Annotated in this window: 13 protein-coding genes; 5 read left to right on the top strand and 8 right to left on the bottom strand. The window is 60.6% G+C overall.

The genetic code is table 11. The features are described 5' to 3' along the window. Positions 1–197: 197 nt before the first annotated feature. A complete protein-coding gene (locus GOX63_RS16330; protein WP_170546447.1) occupies positions 198–3788 on the top strand; it encodes a flavoprotein in 3591 nt (1196 codons plus the stop codon). Here the strand turns inward: GOX63_RS16330 and GOX63_RS16325 are convergent. From GOX63_RS16325 to GOX63_RS16295, 7 genes are all read right to left on the bottom strand, one after another. Beyond that, entirely contained in the window at positions 3785–4948 is a 1164-nt protein-coding gene (locus GOX63_RS16325) for a hypothetical protein (protein ID WP_170546445.1), read from the bottom strand. The two genes, GOX63_RS16330 and GOX63_RS16325, sit on opposite strands and share 4 nt — an antisense overlap. A gap of 10 nt (positions 4949–4958) precedes the next feature. After that, on the bottom strand, positions 4959–8228 hold the full coding sequence (locus GOX63_RS16320; RefSeq protein WP_170327870.1) for an adenylate/guanylate cyclase domain-containing protein: 3270 nt from the start codon (positions 8226–8228) through the stop codon (positions 4959–4961). A 224-nt stretch (positions 8229–8452) separates the two neighbouring features. Next, positions 8453–9736: an amidohydrolase family protein gene (locus GOX63_RS16315; RefSeq protein ID WP_170546442.1), complete on the bottom strand. Its 1284-nt coding sequence runs from the start codon at positions 9734–9736 to the stop codon at positions 8453–8455. Between the two features lie 8 nt (positions 9737–9744). Next, a complete protein-coding gene (locus GOX63_RS16310) occupies positions 9745–10686 on the bottom strand; it encodes an ABC transporter permease (protein ID WP_170327888.1) in 942 nt (313 codons plus the stop codon). After that, positions 10686–11756: an ABC transporter permease gene (locus tag GOX63_RS16305; RefSeq protein ID WP_437436619.1), complete on the bottom strand. Its 1071-nt coding sequence runs from the start codon at positions 11754–11756 to the stop codon at positions 10686–10688. The genes GOX63_RS16310 and GOX63_RS16305 overlap by 1 nt, the downstream gene beginning before the upstream one ends. Beyond that, positions 11756–13267, bottom strand: a complete 1512-nt coding sequence (locus GOX63_RS16300) for an ABC transporter ATP-binding protein (protein ID WP_170546439.1) — start codon at positions 13265–13267, stop codon at positions 11756–11758. The genes GOX63_RS16305 and GOX63_RS16300 overlap by 1 nt, the downstream gene beginning before the upstream one ends. 38 nt (positions 13268–13305) lie before the next feature. Beyond that, positions 13306–14295 (bottom strand): BMP family protein, encoded by a 990-nt coding sequence (locus tag GOX63_RS16295; RefSeq protein WP_170327874.1) that lies wholly within the window; start codon positions 14293–14295, stop codon positions 13306–13308. A 508-nt stretch (positions 14296–14803) separates the two neighbouring features. Between GOX63_RS16295 and GOX63_RS16290 the strand changes: the two genes are divergently transcribed. Then, positions 14804–15490, top strand: a complete 687-nt coding sequence (locus GOX63_RS16290) for a sugar transferase (RefSeq protein ID WP_170327875.1) — start codon at positions 14804–14806, stop codon at positions 15488–15490. A gap of 96 nt (positions 15491–15586) precedes the next feature. Next, a complete protein-coding gene (locus GOX63_RS16285; protein ID WP_170327876.1) occupies positions 15587–17722 on the top strand; it encodes a GumC family protein in 2136 nt (711 codons plus the stop codon). 57 nt (positions 17723–17779) lie between these two features. Here GOX63_RS16285 and GOX63_RS16280 read toward each other — a convergent pair whose 3' ends face one another. Continuing rightward, positions 17780–18088 (bottom strand): hypothetical protein, encoded by a 309-nt coding sequence (locus GOX63_RS16280; protein ID WP_170327588.1) that lies wholly within the window; start codon positions 18086–18088, stop codon positions 17780–17782. A 344-nt stretch (positions 18089–18432) separates the two neighbouring features. Here GOX63_RS16280 and GOX63_RS16275 point away from each other — a divergent pair, with 344 nt between their 5' ends. Together GOX63_RS16275 and GOX63_RS16270 are read left to right on the top strand one after the other, a co-directional pair. Next, positions 18433–20499 carry a YjbH domain-containing protein gene (locus GOX63_RS16275; RefSeq protein ID WP_170327587.1) on the top strand — a complete coding sequence of 689 codons (2067 nt, stop codon included), beginning with the start codon at positions 18433–18435 and terminating at the stop codon, positions 20497–20499. Next, positions 20496–21149, top strand: coding sequence for a YjbF family lipoprotein (locus GOX63_RS16270; protein WP_170327586.1), 654 nt, complete (start codon positions 20496–20498; stop codon positions 21147–21149). Before GOX63_RS16275 ends, GOX63_RS16270 begins: the two co-directional genes overlap by 4 nt. The last annotated feature ends 9 nt before the right edge of the window (positions 21150–21158 follow it).

Here is a 21158-nt window from a genome sequence, read left to right as displayed (position 1 = left end):
TGTCCAAATAAGCTACGGTACAGCCAATTGGGCCCATTTGTTCGCACAATTTCCTGCGGCCGCGCGGCCCGGCCAGCGCAGAACGCCCCGTCGGGCCGGTCATGAAATTCCGTATGACCACCGCAACCTGACGCAGGCACCAGATACAGCGTTGGTTTTTTTATGCGTTTCATGGCTAAGTTCAGGGGGGAACAGACGTGCCTAAGGACCCAATTGAAAACACCATTTCCTTTACTCCAACCGAACCCGAATGGGCATTGATACAGGACATCCTTCCGGCGGATGATCCATCAGCCATCAGGCTGCATTTCGAGTGTTTCGAAGTGTCCGAGGAAACGGTTCTGCCGTCGCGGGGCATGTATGTTGTACTGGACGGCGAGGTGCAGCTGCGCCAGGACGGAATGGTTCTGGCCACCGCCGATAGCGGCGATTATTTCTACGAAGAACATCTTGAGATTTTTGACATCCCCGTCAGCCTCGAGGCGCTGGCCACGCCCGGCACCAAGCTGGCCTACCTGTCCAGCAACCACTGGTTCGAAATCCCGACCAAGACCCGCGAAGCCTGTTACGACACCCTGTTCGGCGATCTGGTCAGTGTGCATCTGCAAAACTTCCAGCAACCTATCAACTGTTGCAGCGTCACGGCGGCAGCGCTGAGCATGTCGGCGCTGGGATTCAGCTGCGAGGTGAACGACATCTTCCGCGAGTGCGGCCTGCCAACCTCATTCGTCGTAAATGACGGTATCTCGCTGGGTGAGCTTTATGACGTTGCCTGCACCTTCATTCACTCGCAAGGACTGCGCGAGAAAGTGCAGGTTCAGGCCTATTTCATGGATGAGGCCACCACCTCGGTCGAGCTGCTGTTGGAAGCGATCGGCGAATCCAACCGGTTGGGCGGCGACAACGACATTCTGGTAGCGAATTTCCAGGTCGGTGTTGCCCATGGCAAACCGAACTTGCCGGGCGGGCATTTTGCCATCATCGCCAAATGCAACCCCAGCACCGGGCTGGTGCACATGATGGACGTGCACCCCGAGAAATACGGCAAGCTGTGGGTGACCACCGTGGATCGTATCTGGGCAGGGATGTCGGATCGCGACGGAACCTCGATGCGGTCGCGGGGTATCCTGCGGTTCTCGGCGCGCGAGGCGGTGAAGACCAACCTGCAGACGTTGCAGCAGGACTGCAACTATGTCGACAGCACGCAATATCTGGCCAAAGACCCCAAGAAACGGCGCAATTTGTTCCGGCGGGCCAGCCCGAACATGAACTCACTTGGGGTCTTGGCCGAAAGCCTTGCGATTCTGGGGGACGCGCAGGTCGATGAAGACAAGCTGCTGATTGCGACGCAAACCAATTTCACCGATGCGCTCAGCCGGGTGTCCACCGCAAAAGAGATGCACGCGCTGGCACAGCGCTACCTCAGCCAGTCGCCCGACGTGCATCTGGGCAGCACCTTCCACGGCTATTCCACCCGAAAGGGTGCCGAGGACAAAGCGCCCGAGGATTGGTTCCGCGACAAGCTGCGCAGCCTGAACGACGACCAGGACCGGCACCTGATGATCAATATCGACTTCAACCGCGTGCTGGGGTTCGAAGTCATCCGCCCGCCCGAGAACGTGTATCGTGAAACCGCACTGCTGGAAGAGTTCTGGTGCCTCTGCATCGCCTATGACGAAGAAAGCGATCTGGTGACGGTGGTGGACATGAGCCCCGCCACCTCGCAGGTCTGGCAGGCCCCGCGCGGGCATATCTTCCGCGGTTTGCGCGACCTCAAAAACCCGGCGATGCTGGTGATCGAGGAGCATGAGCCGCCCGAAGACCCGACCGACGTCGCCCGGATCGTGGCGAACCACCCGATCGTCATGTTCTATGCGGACGAAGACCCGTGGTCCTATATGCTGCGCAGTATTCTGGCCAATATCGGCATCACCAGCGTCAAGCTGATCGACATCGAAGGTCACGGGGCCAATGTGATGAAGATGCGGCGGCAGCTGAACGTGCTGACCGGCAAGGAAAAGGCACCCTATCTGTTCTTTCAGGGCGAATGCTTGGGCCGACGCACCGATATTGTCGACATGATCCTGAAAGGGCATTTGCAGGAGCGGGTGCACGAGGCCGGGCTGCCGGTTCTGCTGCGCCATGAATCCCCCAGCCTGGACAAGAACATCTTTGGCTATCCCAAGGGCGGGCTGACCGATGCCCCCACCGAAAAGCGCAATGTGCTGCTGTGTGCCTGCGGATCATCGGCGGCGGACAAGGTGCCGGAACTGGTGGAACGGATCACAGCCGCCGGTCACAACGTGAAACTGATCCCATCGGTCTCGGCCGAGAAGTTCTTTCGCGATTTCGGCACCGAACGGATCGAGAAATGCATCACCCACAATGACTATTACCGCGACGATGACGAATGGAACTTTCGCTATATCGAATTCGGAATGCCCCTGCGCGCCTCGCATCTGGCGTTGTGCGACTGGGCTGATTGCGTAATTGTCGCCCCGGTGACCTGCAATACGATGGGCAAGATCGCCAACGGGATTGCAGACAACCTGCTGTCCTCGGTCTTTGTCGCGTGGCAGTACCGGAACAAGCCGGCGATCCTTTGCCCGGCCTGCAACACAAATATGTGGAACAACGTCACCACCCAGCGGAACGTGGAAAAGCTGCGCGATCTCGGCATTGATCTGGTCGGCCCGCGCAAGGGGCGGCTGTCCAACGGCAGGATGGGGATCGGCATGATGGCCACCCCGGACCAGATCATGGAGGTGCTGGACGAAGCCTTCGAGGAACTGGCCGATCAGGAACACAACATCTGCAAATGGGCGCAGGAGGCCGCCGCTTCGGACAATTTCGCGCAATGGGGACGGGTGTTCCAGGCTATCGACAACGGCATGGCAGGGATCGACATCGTCGATGACAGCAACGGCGACACGTTGCTGCACTACGCGGCTGGCGGCCAAGGTGAGCTGAAGGACGACGGGGTGGATCTGGGCAAGCCCGACCTTGAAGCCGCGCAGGCGTTGATCAACCGGGGCATCAACATCAACGCCAGCAATGACCACGGCTTTACCAGCCTGCATGTGGCGGTGATGAACAACTCGGTCGAAATGGTGGAAATCCTGCTGGGGGCAGACGGGATCGACGCCAGTGCCTGCATTAACTTCCTGCAGAATCCGAACAACACCAGGGGTCTCAAACTCTCGGAAGAGATCGTCGAGATGCTGGACGACTGGGCCAACACCCACACCCTGACCGAGTTGGAGGAAGAGGACGAAAGCGATCTGATCGAGGATAGGGAAAAGACCTATCTCTACTTCACTTACGGCTCGCTCAAGAAGGGATTCCCGAACCACGATGCCCATACCGAGGTGCTGGATGATTTCGTCGGCGAGGCCATAACCCGGCAACGGATGCCCCTGATCGTGCCGCACGAGCCGCATTGCGACAACCCCAACTGCGGTTTCCTACACCGCATGGCCACGCTGGTGGACCAGAAAGGCCGTGGCAAAGCGGTGAAAGGTGAGGTCTATCGCGTCTCATCCAGCGGGATGAAAGAGCTGGACAAGCTGGAAGGTTACCACGGTCCCGACTCGCCCGAGAATGTCTATGTGCGCAAGCGGATCAAGGTGCTGATCAACGGCGTGAAAAAACCCGCCTATACCTATGTGATCGCGCATCCCACCAAGTATCTGGATCAGTGGGAGCAGGGCACATCCGAGGTCGTCGCCGAATACACGCTGGATATGGCCACGGGCACGCCCAAGCCGGGCTATCAGCCACCGACCTAATTCTGCCTTTCGATCACGGCCTCATCTTCGGACCCGGCCTTTAGGCTGAGGTTATAGGCCGTGATCGCCACCATGCACAGCAGGACAAAGGGCCAGAACGCGGCCTTGGGGTACAGGTTGTCCTTATAGTGAATGAACCGCAGCGAGGGCACCGCCTCGGACGCGAACAGGTAGGTGTTGATCGAGACCGCCAGCAGCAGGAAATACATCAGGAAAAAGAACGACTCCATGTAAATCACCGGCGATCCGGCAAAGCCTTCGCGCAGCTGCACATGGGCCAGCAGGATCACAAAAAACAGGACCGAACACGTGCCGATCACGCTGGACGTGCTGAAATCATGCCGTTCCACCAGATTGGGACGGCGGGTGACGGTCATCACAGCGCCGAACAGCAACATCGTCACCACGATCAGCGGGATCATGTGAACGATGAAGGCATTCCCGAAATTCCGCTTGATGACGAAATTATAGTGCAGCTCGGGCAAGTTGGTCTGAAACTCGTTTTCTCCGATGCCCAGCGTGGTATCCAGATCGGACTGGCGGTAATCGAAATAGGTGTTCTCACGCTCCCACGTGCCCATGACGATACGGGGATCAATGCCAAAGATGTCCTCGGGGCCGGTTGCCGGATATGCCAAAAAGTCCGGTATTAGAGCCACATTGACATTAAACTCACCGGGCCAGAACCGGACCCAGACGGTTTTGTGGTCAAACGGATAACTGGTGTAGTCAAAGCTCTGCCGCAGGGTCTGTTCGAAATACCAGCCGATCAGTTCCGACCCGTTCTGGTCCATGCGATAGACTTCTTCGATCAGACCATTCGCGGCATCGGTGGCCTCGGGCAGGATAAACCCCACCTCGCCCTCGACGGGTTTGATCGCATCATGGATGCCGTCTTCGTAGTGCTGCCAGATATAGCCGCTGACATGCACGTCGCTGGCGCCGATAAAGCTGAAGGATTTGATGAAGATTCCGGTCTTCACCTGGTATTCCGGCGCATTTCCCAGTTTTTTCAGATAATCATCGACTGAGGCCTGGTCCGGCAGTTGCGTCGGGTCACCCTCGAAATGGTTCAGCGCGACCAGAAGCCTGAAGAGCAGCACCGCAAGACCAAAGGTCAGGGCACCGGAAATCCACCAAACCTTCTTTTCGATGCTCATTCAGCCCCTCTCATGACGTGGTCCAACTGCCGACCAGGGACTGAGTGATGCCCATCTCAGCAAACCGCGCGCCCAGCGCGTCAAAGTCTTCATGCGCGGACATGGGAATGCCCCATCCGCCACACGCGGCCAGTACTTTTGCGTGCTGAATCGACAGATCGACCATCGGCAGGGGTTCTTCGGCAGTGAACTTTGCCAGAGCATCCGCGTATTCCATGGCCCTGTCCCATTCCTGCCGCGCCAGCATGACGGCGCTGGCATCGGGGTAGAAATGCAGATGGCTATGCCCCACGCAGCCCTCGGCAATGATCTGAGCGCCCAGTTTCAGGTGCTGATCCTGTTTGTTAGGGTCTGTTTCGGCCATGGCCAGTGCTGACAGCGCCTTTGGCCCCACGAAATTGCGACCGTGTTCCAACGCGATCTCAACAGCGTGCTCACCAGTCGCGCGCGCCTGTTCCAACTGCCCTGCATAGACCTGGGTGCGGGCCAGATGCTCCAACGCCTGCGCCTCTAGCCGCTTGGCACCCACGCGGTTGGCGATCTCGGCCGATACGGTGAAAGTTTCAAGCGCCTGATCCAGTTCGCCCAGAAAGGTATGCGCCACGCCCAGACAGGTCTGTGCCACGCATTCGGGCACAAAGGCAAAATACTTTTGCGAAACCTCGATGGCCTCCTGCGCGTCGCGTTTGCCCTGCGCCACATCACCCGTATAGCTGCGCGCCACGCTGAGGTTGTGCAGGTTTGCCGCCAGATCGCGCACCAGCCCCTTTTCGCGCGCTCGCTCAACCGCCTGCGTATAGAACCCGGCGGCGGTCTGCATCGTGGCATTCATGAAATTGGCATCGCCAAATCCGCTGAGCGCCCCGACCTCCAACCGGGCCGATTCCAGCTTTCTGGCCAGAGTTAGAGCCTTTTCGTTGCTCCGCATCGCGTCCTCAACCCGGCCCAGCGGGAAATAGACATTGCCGCGCACATAGTTGATCTGGGCGATGTCCCGCTCAGATCCGCAGCGCTCTGCTGCCTCCTCGGCGGTATCGAGGCTTTGCAGCGCGTCCTTGTACAAGCTGGCCTGCCGCGCCGCCTGTGCCAGCCCGATATGGGCCCGGCTGACCTGTTCATCGGTCTCGGCCAGATCTGCGGCCTCTTTGAACTCGCGCAAGGCGTCGTCTGACAAACCTTGCAAGCGGTGCGTCTCGCCCCGCGCGCAGAACAGATCGAACCGCACCCCGGACGGTGCGGGTAACTCCAGCGCCCGTTCGATCAGCGGACTTGCATCGTCGAACTGGAACGCCCGGATCAGGTTCTCAGCGGCGTCCAGATAGGCCTGCGCTGCGTTGGTCGCCCCTGCCCGATCCAGATGCTGTGCCCGCAGGGTGGCATCACGGTCTTCGAACCATTTCGCGGCCTGACGATGCAGCCGCGCGCGTTCCGATTTCACCAACGTCGCATAAGATCCGTCGCGGATCAGCGCATGGGCAAACATCAGATCGGTCCCAGCCTCACGGATCAGGGCCGAGCGGATCAGGGTAGATACATCCAGATGCCCCTCGCCCAGAATGAAGTTCAACACCTCGGGCGAGAACCGCTGCCCCAATACCGAAGCCGCCTGAATCGCCGCCCGGCTGGAGCGGTCCAGAGCATCCAGCCGCGACTGCACGATGCCCTGTATGCTGCCGGGAACGGATTCGCGTTTCAACACGTCGATGTTGCGCAAGAGCTGTTCCAGAAACAACGGATTGCCCCCGGCGCGTTGCACGCAGGCGTCCAGAAGCTCGGGGTCGATGCCGGTGAACTCCTCGACCAGTTGCCGGGCCTGATCCTCGCCCATTGGCGCCAGTTCCAGTTTCGAGATCAGCGCACCATCCGTGCTCATCTGCCATTCACGGTTGATCGGGTCGCCTTCGACCCGGCTGGTCATCAGCAGGACGCAGGGCAAATCCCGCGTGGTGGCGGCGATATGGGCGCAAGCGGTCAGAATATCCGGCGCGGCCCAGTGAATATCCTCGACCTGGATCAACATCGGCGCTTCTCGGCTGCGCGCGGCAATCAACTCATCAATCACCTGCCGCCGTCCACGCAGACGGGTGGCGTTATCCATCACCGCATAGACCTCGGCCAGTCCGGGGTCTTGCTCTAACTCGAGCAGCGCGTTCAGATGAGTGGCGTTCGAGGGCGAAACCCAACCCTTGGCCACCGCATCCTGCGCCATCGCTGCGCAGGTGGCGGCGTCATCTGCGGCCTCAAGCCCCAGAATACTGCGCGCAACGGACTGTATGGCCGAGTGCCCCTCGCGCGTACCGAAATCCATGACGACGCCGCTGTGGATCGAGTAGTTGAGACCAGCGGCCATCTCGGCCACTTGTTCGGACAGGTGTGTCTTGCCGATCCCCGGTTCCCCCAGAACGATATGAACCTCACCCTTGCCATGCTGCTGGCAGCGGTCGAACGTGGCCGAGAACAGCGACATCTCGCGCTCGCGTCCGACAAAGCGGTGCCGGCGCGAGCGGATGTTGCGCGCCAGCCGGTCCAGCCGCCACAGCTCGACCGGCTCATTCAGGCCCTTGATGTCCTTCTTGCCCATGCTCTCGCCAACAAAAAGCGGCCCTAATGCACGCTGAATGTCGTGTGAGACAAAGGTTTCGCCCGGTACGGCCATGTCAGTGATGCGTGAGGCCAGGTTCACGCCATCGCCGGTCACCGTGTACTCCGTATGCGCCTCGCTGCCGGTGGTGCTGGCGATCACCTGCCCCGAGGCGATGCCGATATGGCAGGAAACCGGCGGGTTCAGGCTGGGCAGAACCGCGTGAATTTCCAGCGCCGCGCGGGCCGCGCGTTCGGTGTCGTTGGTGTGGGAAATCGGCGCCCCGAATACGGCCATGACCGCGTCGCCGATATGCTTGTCGATCCGGCCGCCGAATTTCTCGACCACGTGATCCACCTTGGCGAAAAACGCGTTCAGCAGCGCGTGCATGTCCTCGGCATCCAGTTCGCTGGTCAGGCGGGTAAATCCGGTGAGGTCGGCAAACATCACCGTCACCTGCCGTTTGGCGGGTTCGGGCGGGGTGTCAGGTTCGTAGGGCTGAACGGTTTCAACGGTCTCAAGTTCGGAGATCGCGCGCAGCAGCCTGCGGCGGTCTCCGACAGCGGTCACTCCGATTTCGATCAGGTCTTCGCCCGTAAGATCGGGCAGAATTGCGAAATCAATTTTGTTATCCAAAAAGGCTTGCGCGTATTCAGAAAGTCCAAGCGCGCCCAGCCAGTCCCTAAGGTCCTGAGACATGTCGCCCCTCTGAAGCCCCCTTACTTCAGAGACAGACCTAGCACAGCAGACCCCTTTGAGTCTGCAATGGTTAACGAAATTAATATTTATGTACGTTCATATGCCCGAAATACGGGCACCGGGCCTCGGCGCTCAACCCGTCAGCAGAACGAGCTTGTCTGACCGCTGGATCAATTCGGCGTTGCCGTGCGGACCCAAGGCTAACCCGGTGCGATCAGCATGAATCAGGCAAATGGTACCCGCGCCTCGTCCAGTGTTTTTTGCCCGGTGGGCAGGGTCAGATCACAGGTGACCGGGTTTGATCGTGCAATCACGCGGCCCTTGCGCACCACTGCCAGCCGGTGGGCGCGCAGCCGGATTGCCTCGATCGGGTCGGCCGCCTGTAGCAGCACGAAATTCGCCGCACAGCCCTTGGCGACACCGTACCCCTCGAGCCCCATGATCTTGGCCGAGTTCTCGGTGACAGCATCGAAACACCACGCCATATCGGCGCGGCTGGACAGTTGCCCCACATGCAGCCCCATAAAGGCCACATCCAGCATGTCGGCTTTCCCCAGCGAATACCACGGGTCCATCATGCAGTCCGAACCGAAGCCCACGGTGATCCCGGCATCGCGCAGTTCACGCACACGGGTCTGACCTCGGCGTTTCGGATAAGTGTCATGCCGTCCCTGCAGCATGATGTTGATCAACGGGTTCGGAATGGCATGAACCTCGGCCTCGACCATCAGCGGGATCAGCTTGGAGACATAATAGTTGTCCATCGAGTGCATCGATGTCAGGTGCGAGCCCGTAACCCTGCCGTGAAGGCCCAAACGCTGGGTTTCAAAGGCCAGCGTTTCGATATGACGGCTCAGCGGATCGTCGCTTTCGTCGCAATGCATATCGACCATCAGCCCGCGCTCGGCCGCGATCTCGCAGAGCAGACTCACGGAGTCGGCCCCGTCGGTCATCGCGCGCTCGAAATGCGGTATGCCACCAACGACATCCACACCCATGTCCAGCGCGCGGATCGTGTTCTGCAAAGCAGTTGGGTCGCGCTGCACGCCATCCTGCGGGAAAGCCACCAGTTGCAGGTCCAGGTAATCTTTGACCTGCTCACGCACCTGTAGCAGGGCCTGCACTCCCTTCAACTCGTTGTCGCAGGTGTCCACGTGGCTGCGGATCGCGCCAATGCCCATCGACACCGCCAGATCGCAATACCGCATCGCGCGGGCAATGATGTCGTCGACGGATTGAATCGGCTTCAACTCTCCCCACAGCGCAATCCCTTCCAGCAACGTGCCCGAGACATTCATCCGCGGGGTGCCCAGTGAAAGCGTCGCGTCCATGTGGAAATGCGGGTCAACAAAGGGCGGGGAAACCAGCTGCCCATTTGCGTCGATCACTTCCTGGGCCTCAGCGGTGATCCCGACCTCGACAGCCGCGATCTTGCCGCCCTTGCAGGCGATGTCCACGCCGGTCTGGCCATCGGGCAGGGTGGCATTCTTGACGATCAGATCAAACATGGCGGCTCCTATCGTTGGCCTTTGAACCAGGGGGTGAGCAGTGCACGCGGATAATCCGCCGACCGTGCGGCAACCACAAGCGCGATGATCGACAGGATATACGGCGCCATCAGGAACACCTGACCGGGCACCAGCGCGCCAATTTCGGTTTGCAGCCGTACCTGCAGCGCGTCGAACGCACCGAAAAGCAGCGCGCCCAGCAGCGCCTTGCCCGGCCGCCAGCTTGCAAAGATCACCAGCGCGATGCAGACCCAGCCGCGCCCGTTGACCATGCCGAAGAAAAACGCGTCAAAGGCGCTCATGGTCAGAAAAGCCCCGCCCAGCGCCATCAGGGCAGACCCGGCAACGATGGCCCCGATCCGCAACCCGTAGACCGACAAGCCCTGCGCGTCGACGCTGTCCGGATTGTCACCCACGGCCTTAATCGCCACGCCCAGAGCGGTGCGGTTCATCACGTACCAGACCACTGCCACCATCAGCAGCGCCAGCCAGGTGAGGGCAGTTTGCTGAAACAGAATAGACCCTAAAAAGGGCAATTCGGACAAAACTGGCAAATCCAGCGGTTGAAACGGTTCGATCCGGGGCGGCGAGGACACGTTCGGCAGTGCCGTACGATAGGTGTAGTAACTGACCGAGGTGGCAAACAGCGTGATCCCCAGCCCTGACACGTGTTGCGACAGGCCCAAGGGCACCGTCAGGATCGCGTGCAACAGGCCAAAAAACGCTCCGGCCAGCGCAGCTACCAGCACCCCGCCCCACAGGCCCGCACCCAGCCAGACCGCCATCCAGCCGCACATAGCACCGACGACGAAAATCCCCTCGATTCCCAGGTTCAGCACGCCCGCCCGTTCGCAGATCAACGCGCCCAACACGCCAAAGATCAGCGGTGTGGCGATGCGCAGAGACGCGGCCCAAAAGCTCTCGGACAGCAGAATGTTGAGGATGTCCATCATGACGCGGCCCTCGTGGTGCTGGCCCGGACGATCCGGTAACGGGCAAAGAACCCGCCGACCAGCACGCAAAGCAGCGAGACCGACACTACAAGATCGGCCAGAAACGAGGATACGCCCATGGCGCGGCTCATGCTGTCAGCGCCCACAAACACGGACGCGATGAACAGTGCGGCAATAACCACCCCTGCTGGCGACAATCCTGCCAACATCGCGACAACGATGCCAGTATAACCAAAGCCGGGCGAAAGATCGGCGGTCAGATAACCTTTAAGCCCGGCTACCTCGCTGACGCCGGCCAAACCGGCCAACCCTCCGGACAGGATGGCGACACCAAACAGCGAACGGTTCACGTTGATCCCCGCATGGCGCGCGGCGGCCGCATTCTCACCCACTGCCCGCAACCGGAACCCCCAGACCGAGCGCGCCAGCATGAATTGGGCCAAACCCGCCAGTATCAGAGCCACAATCAGACCGGAATGCACCCGCATCCGATCCATCAACGGCGGCAGCATTCCTTGATCCAGAACAGGGGCTGATTGCGGCCAACCCAAGCTCATCGGGTCCTGCAACGGCCCTTCCAGCATCATCTGCACAAAGATCAGGATGATGAAATTCAGCAGCAGCGTGGTCACCACCTCATCTGCACCGAAGCGGGTTTTCAGGTAAGTGGGCGCAACCATCCCCGCCGCCCCCGCCGCTGCGCCCAGCAGGACAATCAGCGGCAAGAGCAGGATGCCGGGCACATCCAGCGCGCCGGACCCGATGGCCACAGCAGCCATCGCCCCCAGATAAAGCTGCCCCTCGGCCCCGATGTTCCACAGTTTCGCGCGGAAGGCCAAAGCGGCAGCCAGACCGGTGAAAATCAGCGGCGTGGCACGGGTCAGCACCTCGGAAAAGGCAAAAACCGAGCCGAACACGCCGCGAAACATCTCAGCGTATGCTTGGATTGGGTTCGCCCCGGCAGCCAGCAGCGGGATTGCCGCAAACGCCAGCGCGATCACGGCGGAAAGGACAGGAACGCCCAGCGTGAAGGTCCGCGATTGGGTTTGACGAGGTTCGATGCGGATCATGCCGGTTCTCCTGCCATCATCAGCCCAATCTGTTCGCGGTCGCGGCTGGGGGCCTCGTGCAATTCACCATCGCGGATCACCACGATCCGGTCGGCAAGGCCCAGAATTTCGTCCAGATCCTCGGAAATCAGCACCACCCCCGCGCCGCGTTCGCGCGCCTCAAGCAGGCGGCGGCCAACTTCGGCTGCGGCACCCATATCCAAACCGCGGGTGGGTTGGTTAGCCAAGATCAGGTTCGGCGATCGATCGAAAACGCGCGCCAGGATGAGTTTCTGAATATTGCCACCAGACAGCAGCCGCGCCGGGGCCTCGACGCCCGGTCCGCGCACGTCATAAGCTTGGGCCAGACGCTCGGCGTTCTCTGCAATTGCTTCACGCCGCAGCAGGCCGCGAGATTGCACATCGGCGTCATCCAACCGTTCGATGATCATGTTCTCGGCGACGCTCATCGCGCCGACAATGCCTTCGTGGTGGCGATCTTCGGGAATGCGGCCAACGCCTGCTTGCACCATGGCCGAGGGGCTGGGAGCACCGATTTCGGCGCCATTCACCTTTATCAGACCCTGTTCAGGCCGTGTCAGGCCCGAAATCACATTGGCCAACCCGCTTTGACCGTTGCCCGAAACCCCGGCAATCCCGAGGATTTCATGCGCGTGCACCGTCAGGTCCACATCGCTGAGCGTATCGCGCTTGGAGCGGCCAGTGACCGACACGCCCGACAGGGCCAGTACCGGCTCACCTGGCGCCATCGCAGCGCTTGCCAGTTCCGGTGTATCCGCCCCGACCATCAGCCGGGCAATGGATTTCTCATCGGCCTCGGAGGTCGCCATTTCACCCACTTTCCGCCCGTGGCGCAGTACGGCGATCCGGTCGGAAAAGGCCAGAACCTCACGCAGTTTATGGCTGATAAAGATGACCGAAAGCCCCTCGGCCGTCATCATGCGGATGTTTTCGAACAACGTGTCTGCCTCTTGCGGAGTCAGTACGGCGGTGGGTTCGTCCAGCACCAGAATCCGCGCCTGCCGATAGAGCGCCTTCAGGATCTCGACCCGCTGACGTTCCCCCACCGACAACCGCCCGACCGGCGTATCCAATGGCGCGGTCAGGCCGCTTTGGGCAATGATTTCTTCGACCTTGCGTTGCGCTACGCGCCGGTTGCGGCGCAGGGCGAACAAGGGTTCGGCCCCCAGGGTAATGTTGTCCAAAGCCGAAATATTCTCGGCCAGCGTGAAATGCTGGTGCACCATGCCGACACCTGCGGCCAGTGCCACCTGCGGATGGCCCAGCGGCAGAGGTTGCAAAACACCCGCCTCATCAGCAACTTCAATAGACCCTGAATCGGGCAAATAATGCCCAAACAGCATATTCATCAGCGTGGTCTTTCCCGCGCCGTTTTCACCCAGCAAGGCCAGAACCTCACCCTTGTTCAGGGTCAGGCTGACATCGTCATTGGCGATAACCGGGCCGAAATGCTTGCTCAGCCCGTTGAGCTTGAGAACTGTGGTCATGGGGAAAGCGGGCCGATGCAAAACCGGCCCGATTGCACTCAGTTGTCCGAGACCGGACGGTCATCGTTGACGTTCACGCGGAACAGCCCGTCCAGAATCTCGGCCTGGCGCGCATTCACCGCTTCGAGAACGTCAGCTGGAACCAGCTCTTCATCCAGAACCATCGATCCGCCGCCATAGCCCATAAAGCTGTATTGACCATAATCTGCAGCCTCAAATGACCCGCTGGCGACGTTGGCGATCGCTTTGTCGATGGTCGGCTCCATATGCCACAGGGCCGAGGCCATGATCGTGCCCGGGTAATCGCCCGACGTATCGATGACATTGCCCACGGCCTTGACGCCGCGTTCAACCGCCGCATCCGAAACGCCAAAGCGTTCCGCGTACATGATGTCAGCGCCTGCATCCATCATCGCGATGGCGCTTTCCTTGGCCTTAGGCGGATCATACCAACTGTCGATGAAGGTCACGAGGAAGGTGACATCCGGGTTTACCTCGCGCGCGCCGTCCATAAAGGCGTTCATCAGACGGTTCACCTCGGGGATAGCATAGCCGCCGACCATGCCGATCACGTTCGATTCCGTCGCAGCGCCAGCCACCATGCCGGTCAGGTAAGACGGTTCATGAATCCAGTTGTCAAAGACCGAGAAATTGGGGGCAACCGGACCAAAGGACGAGCCCATCAGAAACGCTGTATCCGGGTAGTCCTTCGCCACCTTGCGCGCGGCGCGTTCCAGACCGAACACCTCGCCCACAATCAGCTGGGCACCTTGTTCGGCATATTCGCGCATTACGCGTTCATAGTCGGTGTTGGCGACATTTTCCGAGAACACATATTCAATGTCGCCCCGCTCGGCCGCGGTGTTCAGCGCCTTGTGGATACGGCTGATCCATTGCTGTTCCACGGGCAGCGTGTAAATCGCCGCCACCTTAACCGTTTCTGCCGCCGCCAGCCCGGCGGAATACAATGTTGATGCTGCCGCGACCGCAGCCAGCAGCACTCTGCGTGTTAATGTATTTTTTTTCATATCTCTCTCCTGTGTAGCGGGATGGCAGCATTTTTTTACTGTTCAGTCAATTTTTTCAGTCACATCCACGAGACCCCGGCCAATCCACCGTATCTCCGAGCGTTTTTTGGGCAGTCGGGTGCAAACGCCGCATTTCACCGCTTGCCCGAGTGATCGAGATCGACTTCCTTCCGATGCGTTCACCGGCACACAGTCCCGACAACAGGCGCGTCACGACTGTGCATATTTTCATCCTCGAATCCTGAGACTGATTTGCCTGCGCCCCTGCGATTTGGGCATCAGAGTTGCGTGAAGTGGTTCAACTATTGGTTGTTGATCAAAAAACCGCTGTTTTTTACCCGCTGGCAAATGATGCAACTGCGCAACAAATGTGCAAATTCAAGGCGAGATTAACCCCTAATAAATTTTACATCTTAAATATGTTACGCCGCGGCTTTATCCGGAACACCGTTTGATTGCTTCTTTGATGCATTAGCAGCTGCTCTTACGGTGTCAGGATATATTTAAGATGTTGGATTTTGCTTCCTCAACAACTTCACAAGGCGGAACAGCGGAACAGCCGGTGCCGCATCAGGCACCCTCGGGGCTGTATTCGGGACTGGGCAAGCGGGCCTTTGACATTGTGTTTGCCCTGCTGCTGCTACCCGTTGTAGCGCCGGTAATTGCGGTGCTGTGGTGCCTTGTGCGCCGTGACGGCGGTCCGGGCTTTTTTGGTCATACCCGCGTGGGTCAGAATGCCAAGCCCTTCAAATGCTGGAAGATTCGCAGTATGGTGGTCGACGCCGAGGCGCGGCTGCAAGCCTATCTGGACGCCAATCCCGAGGCCGCGGCCGAGTGGGAACGCGATCACAAGCTGACCGACGATCCGCGCATCAACCGGCTGGGACACATCCTGCGCAAGACCAGCCTGGACGAGCTTCCGCAGATCTGGAACGTGCTGAAAGGCGAGATGAGCTTTGTCGGCCCGCGCCCGGTTGTGGCCATCGAACTGGTCAAATACGGCAGCTCGGCCTCGGCCTATCTGGCGCAGAAACCGGGGATCACCGGGCTATGGCAGGTCTCGGGACGCAACGACATCAGCTATGCCGAGCGGGTGGCGATGGATGTCGCCTATCTGACCCGGCGCAGCTTCCTCAGCGATATCAGGATCATCTCTCTGACCGCTTCGGCAGTCCTTCTCCGAACCGGCCGGTAACAGCCGCACAGACCTTTATTCTTGCTGTGGGACCATGTACAGAGCAGCGGCACACGCGTTTCGCGTGTGTTTGGCCTTTGGGATCGTATATTTGAAATGAAGCAATCTCCGATACACGACGCGCAGTTCAAATCGAACCGGTCCCCAGCAAATGACGCGCCGCAAGAAGACGTCATCGACCTGAGCACTTTGGTGGCCACTTTGTGGCGTGGCAAGTGGATCATTGGCCTGACCACCACCCTGGCCATTCTGGTCGGTGCTTTCTACGCCTTTGTCGCTGCCGTACCGATCTACAAATCCACCGCCGTGGTCATGTTGGAGACAGAGCAGGCCAGCGTGATCGACCTTCAAAGCGTTGTGGGCGGCCTGGCCGGCGACACCGCCGAGGTCAATTCCGAACTTGAAGTGCTGCGGTCCCGCGGCCTGATGGGCAAGGTTGTCGACAGGCTGGACCTTGTCTCGGACCCGGAGTTCAACGAAGACCTCGTACCCGCCTCGGCGCTGGAAGGGATCAAGCAGTTCATCCAATCCATGATTGGTGCCAACCCCAATGAAGCGCAAGTTTCCGACGAACTGGCCAATCAACTGACCCGGGACGATGTTATCACCGAACTGCTTAAGAACGTATCGGTTCGGAACGTTCCGCAAAGCCTGGTGTTCGAGGTGACGGCCGAAACGGAATCGGCGCGCAAATCGGCCCTGATCGCGGACACGATCGTCGAGCTTTACGTCCTGAACCAGATCGAAGTGAAATTCGACGCCACCGAACAGGCGACCGCATGGCTGACCGACCGCGTGGCCGAGCTGCAGATCGATCTGGAAACCGCCGAAGCAAAGGTCAACGACTTCAATTCAACAACGGCGCTGATCTCTCCCGAAGCGCTGCAATTGCAGGAAGTGCAGTTGAAGGACCTGCGCGAACGCCGCACGTCCGCCGAAGCGACCCGTGTCGCGGCACAGGACAGATACGACGCGTTGAGCGCAGCCGACACCCGGACCGCCCAGGCCGAAGCCAGCCAGGACCCGCAGCTACAGCGGCTGCTTGGCCAGATAGACGGGTCCGGCACGGGCGAAGACGCCTTTGACACCGCCTTCCAGCGCGTGGTTGCGCGGACCGCACTCGAAGCCCAGCGGGCAACGCAGCAGGTTCAGGCCCTGACGCTGTCAGCCGAAGATCTGGGCCAGAAGATCGCGCAGCAAAGCGCGGATCTGATTACGTTGCAACAGCTGGTGCGCGAGGCCGAAGCCGTCCGGCTGCTCTATGAATATTTCCTGGCCCGGCTGAAAGAGACATCGGCACAGGAAGGCATCCAGAAAGCGGACAGCCGGCAATTGTCGCGCGCCGTGATCCCGGGCAAGCCTTCCGAGCCGAAAAAGTCGCTGGTCCTTGCCCTTTCGGCCATTTTGGGCCTCATGCTGGGGGCCGGTATCGTGTTGCTGGCCGAGGCGCGGCGCAAAGGCTACCGCTCGGCGCAGGAGCTAGAGCGAAAAACCGGGTACAGCGTTCTGGGTCAGATCCCTGTCTTCCCCGCCCGCGGGCGCCGCAAGGTACTGGAGTATCTCGCCGAAAAGCCCTCATCCGCCACGGCCGAGGCCGTGCGCAACCTGCGCACCTCTCTGATGTTGTCAAATGTGGACCGCCCGCCGCAGGTGGTGGTGATCACCTCTTCGTTGCCGGGCGAAGGCAAGACGACGAACGCGCTGGCGCTGGCGCAGAATTTTGTCGGGATCGGCAAAAAGGTCCTGCTGGTCGAGGGCGATATTCGACGCCTGACCATGACCGCGCAGTTACAGGGTGTGCCGAAGAATGGGATCGTGTCTGTACTGGCCGGGGACGCCACCACGCAAGAGGCCATCTTTCAGGACCCTCTGCTCGGCTGTGACATTCTGGCTGGCGAGAAGACCTCGGCCAATGCGGCAGACCTTTTTGCATCGGAACGGTTCCGGCTGTTCCTTGAGGATATGCGCCAGCAATATGATGTCATCCTGATAGACACGCCGCCGACCTTGCTGGTCTCTGATGCGCGCCTGATTGCACGCAATGCCGACGCGGTGCTGTTGACCGTCAAATGGAACGACACGTCCGAACAGGATCTCACCGAAGCCATGCGTCTGTTCCACAACGACAATCAGCGTCTGACCGGTTTGATCCTTGGTCAGATCAATGCGCGTGGTGCTCGGCATTATGGTTATTCGTACGGCAACTACGCCAACAAGTATTACAACAACTAAGGCTGCGGCCCTTCACCGAGTTGGGAAGGGTCGCCTTTTATGTTGTTATTGATTGGTTCAGTTTGTGCTGACGGTGCTTGTTGTGCTGTTTGAGGATCCGCCGCCGCCTGCGGCTGCGAGGCCTGCTGCGGCTGCGGCGACGCCGAGGGCGGGTGCGACGAGCGGGACGAAGCCGGTCACGCCGGCTGCGGCTGCGGCGCCACCTGCACCTGCTGCGGCACCCCCGCCGCCTGCGCCCGCGCCTGCACCGCCGGTCTGAGCGGTAGTCTGTGCGGTTGTCTGAGCAGTGGTTGCCGCGCCGGAGGTGTCTTGCGCATATGCGCCGGTGGCCGAAAGGGCCAGAATCAGAAGTGCTGTTCTGATCATCGTGAATCTCCTAAACCAAGTCTTGGGCGGAGGCTAACACAGCTGACCGGACCTGAGAATGCCGCATCTGCAAAAAAGCAGGGATATGGCAGGAAAGCCATGTTTTTCAGCAACTTGCCATTGAGCCCACCCGGACCGCCGCCGCCGTCGAGCCCGGGCCGCATCGTGCCTAAAAAACAGCGCAACTGCCCGGCTAAATTGCAGATCAGCCACAAACCCGCAGGAAACCCCGTAGCCAAGAATTGACACAAGACGCCACAGGCAAAACCCGCTAATCAAGCGCCGTAAAAAAGTGATAAACTGACGTGAAGATTCGAGCGGTATCAGCAAGGCGGAAAGGCCTGATGGCATTGGTGTGCGCGGCAGCGACCGGCATGGCGCAGGCGCAGTCGGTCTCGACCTATGGCACGCCCGGTCTGCTCGAGATCCCCACCGCCGAGATGTTCGAGGACGGCATGCTGGTCTTCACCGCCGCCGGGCTGCGCAACACCGGGCGGGGCACGATGACCTTCCAGATGCTGCCCTGGGTGAATGGCAGTTTCCGCTATGCCGTGATCGACAGGTTCAACACTCCGGACAAGACGCTTTACGACCGCAGCTTTGACGTGCATTTCCGGCTGCGCGAGGAAAGCAAACACAGCCCGGCCATCGTGATGGGGCTGCGCGATTTCGGCGGCACCGGCAACTATGCCGCGGAATATTTCGTGGCCACAAAAACCTTTCACGACCGGTTCAAGGTGACCGGCGGCATCGGCTGGGGGCGGATGGCCGGACGCGGCGCGTTTTCGAACCCGCTGAGCATCTTCGGCGACCGGTTCGACACCCGGGCGGCACCGAACGAGGGCGGGATTTCCGCCACGGGCCAGGTGGATTTCGGCAACTGGTTCCGCGGCGACGCGGCCCTGTTCGGCGGCGTCAGCTGGCAGTATAACGACCAGCTGACCTTTCTGGCCGAGTATTCCCCCGATCTTTATACCCAGGAAGCGGTCGCAGACAGTCTCAGGGTCAAATCGCCGATCAATGTCGGGGTGCAGTACCGGTTCAAGAACGGCACCCAGCTGACCACATCCTATCTCTATGGCACCACGCTGGGGCTGACGCTGAGCTATTTCGTCGATCCGCGCAAAGCGGTGACCCCCGGCGGGCAGGGCGCGGCACCTCCGCCGCTGCGGCCCGAAGCCCAGATCGCCGCCGCCACCGCAGACCGCAGCCAGGGCGACATCCGCGACCGGTTGCAGGCCGCGCTGGATCAGGAAGGGCTGCGGCTGGTCTACCTGTCCGGGACCGGCGACACCGTTCAGGTCGGGGTCGAGAACAACCGCTATGGCCAGGCCGCCCAGGCACTGGGGCGCACCGCCCGCGTGCTGGCCAACGAAGAACCGTCGCAGACCGAACAGTTCGACATCGCGCTGATGTCGAACGGCGTGCCGCTGAGTGCGGTGCGGGTCAACCGCGACGACCTTTACGAGCTTGAGCACGACCCCGACAATGCCTGGCGCAGCTTTGCCCGCGCCGAGATCTCGGACACGATCCCGCTGGTGCAGGGCGGCATCCTGACCGATGCCTATCCGCATTTTTCCTACCGGTTCGGGCCCTATCTGAACCTCTCGTTCTTCGACCCCGACGACCCGCTGCGCTATGAGGTGGGGGCGGCGCTGGGGCTGGATTACACCCTGTTGCCCGGCTTCACCCTGTCGACCGAGCTGCGCCAGCCGATCCTCAGCACGCTGGATGACAGCACCCGGGTCTCGGACTCGCCGCTGCCGCATGTGCGCTCGGACTGGGCGATCTATGCCCGCGAATCCAACCTGCGCGTCGAGCATATGACCGCCGAGTACATGTGGCGGCCGGGCAAGGACCTCTATGCCCGCACCACGCTGGGCTATCTCGAGACCATGTTCGGCGGGCTGTCCACCGAACTGCTGTGGTACCCCACCGACAGCCGCCTGGCCCTGGGGGTCGAGGCCAATTACGTCGCCCAACGCGACTATGACGTGCTGTTCGGCTTTCAGGATTACAATGTCGCCACCGGGCATGTGTCGGCCTATTACGATCTGCCCGGCGACTATCACGCGCAGGTCGATGTCGGGCGCTATCTGGCCGGCGACTATGGCGCCACCTTCGCGCTGGATCGCGAGTTCACCAACGGCTTCAAGGTCGGGGCCTTCTTTACCCTGACCGATGTCAGCTTCGATGATTTCGGCGAAGGCTCGTTCGACAAGGGCATCCGGCTGGAGATCCCCATCTCGTGGCTGACCGGACGCCCGTCGCGCAACAAGATCGCCCAGACCATCCGCCCCATCCTGCGCGACGGCGGCGCACGGCTGAACGTGCGCAACCGGCTTTACGGCGTCACCCGCGAGGCCCGCGCCCAGGACCTGTCCCGCGGCTGGGGGAGGTTCTGGCGATGACAGCCCTGCGCCGCCCTGCCCTGTTGGCCCTGCTGGCCCTGATGCTGATCTCCTGCGGCGAAGCGCAGGAGGATACCGAACTGCTGAAAGGCGCGCTGTTTCCCAACACGCCCCGGTTCCATCCCCGCGCCGAGGCGCTGGCCGCGCGCCGCCCGATCCCGCCCCGGCTCGAGGTCGGTTTTCCCAGCCGCGATCTGGCCGGTGTCATGCTGCTCGAGACCGAGCGGGACGGGGTTCAGACCTGGCTGACCGCGGATGGCGCCACCATCACGCTGGAACAGGGGATGCTGACCTCGGCCATCGGTTTTGGTGGCGGCATGTCCGGATCGGATCTGCGCCAGAGCGCGGCGCTGATCCTGACCGGCCGTTCGGGCCGGGCCGAACGCTTCCACAGCTTTCTCAACGGCGATGACGAGATCGAGCTGCACGCCTACAGATGCCGGATCACCCCGCTGGGCCCCGACACCGTTGTTGTGCAGGGCACCCCCGTCGCCACGCAAAAACAGCAGGAAGACTGTTATGGGCTGGCTCAGCAGTTCACCAACATTTACTGGGTGCAAGACAACACCGGCCGCATCGTCCAGTCCTCGCAATGGACCGGCGATTTCCTGGGCAACATGTTCATAAAACGGGTGCCCGATGATAGTTAAGGTTTTGAA

This window comes from Ruegeria arenilitoris (genome assembly GCF_013031355.1).
In the GTDB taxonomy this organism is placed as follows: Bacteria; Pseudomonadota; Alphaproteobacteria; order Rhodobacterales; family Rhodobacteraceae; genus Ruegeria; species Ruegeria arenilitoris_C.
The sequence above is the reverse complement of the archived record's forward strand: the minus strand, read 5'-3'. Positions and strand labels throughout refer to the sequence as shown.

Coding starts and splice junctions, on each gene's coding strand:
- GOX63_RS16325 (WP_170546445.1), bottom strand. CDS start 4,948: ATGAGCATCGAAAAGAAGGTTTGGTGGATTTCCGGTGCCCTGACCTTT.
- GOX63_RS16320 (WP_170327870.1), bottom strand. CDS start 8,228: ATGTCTCAGGACCTTAGGGACTGGCTGGGCGCGCTTGGACTTTCTGAA.
- GOX63_RS16315 (WP_170546442.1), bottom strand. CDS start 9,736: ATGTTTGATCTGATCGTCAAGAATGCCACCCTGCCCGATGGCCAGACC.
- GOX63_RS16310 (WP_170327888.1), bottom strand. CDS start 10,686: ATGGACATCCTCAACATTCTGCTGTCCGAGAGCTTTTGGGCCGCGTCT.
- GOX63_RS16300 (WP_170546439.1), bottom strand. CDS start 13,267: ATGACCACAGTTCTCAAGCTCAACGGGCTGAGCAAGCATTTCGGCCCG.
- GOX63_RS16295 (WP_170327874.1), bottom strand. CDS start 14,295: ATGAAAAAAAATACATTAACACGCAGAGTGCTGCTGGCTGCGGTCGCG.
- GOX63_RS16290 (WP_170327875.1), top strand. CDS start 14,804: ATGTTGGATTTTGCTTCCTCAACAACTTCACAAGGCGGAACAGCGGAA.
- GOX63_RS16285 (WP_170327876.1), top strand. CDS start 15,587: ATGAAGCAATCTCCGATACACGACGCGCAGTTCAAATCGAACCGGTCC.
- GOX63_RS16280 (WP_170327588.1), bottom strand. CDS start 18,088: ATGATCAGAACAGCACTTCTGATTCTGGCCCTTTCGGCCACCGGCGCA.
- GOX63_RS16275 (WP_170327587.1), top strand. CDS start 18,433: ATGGCATTGGTGTGCGCGGCAGCGACCGGCATGGCGCAGGCGCAGTCG.
- GOX63_RS16270 (WP_170327586.1), top strand. CDS start 20,496: ATGACAGCCCTGCGCCGCCCTGCCCTGTTGGCCCTGCTGGCCCTGATG.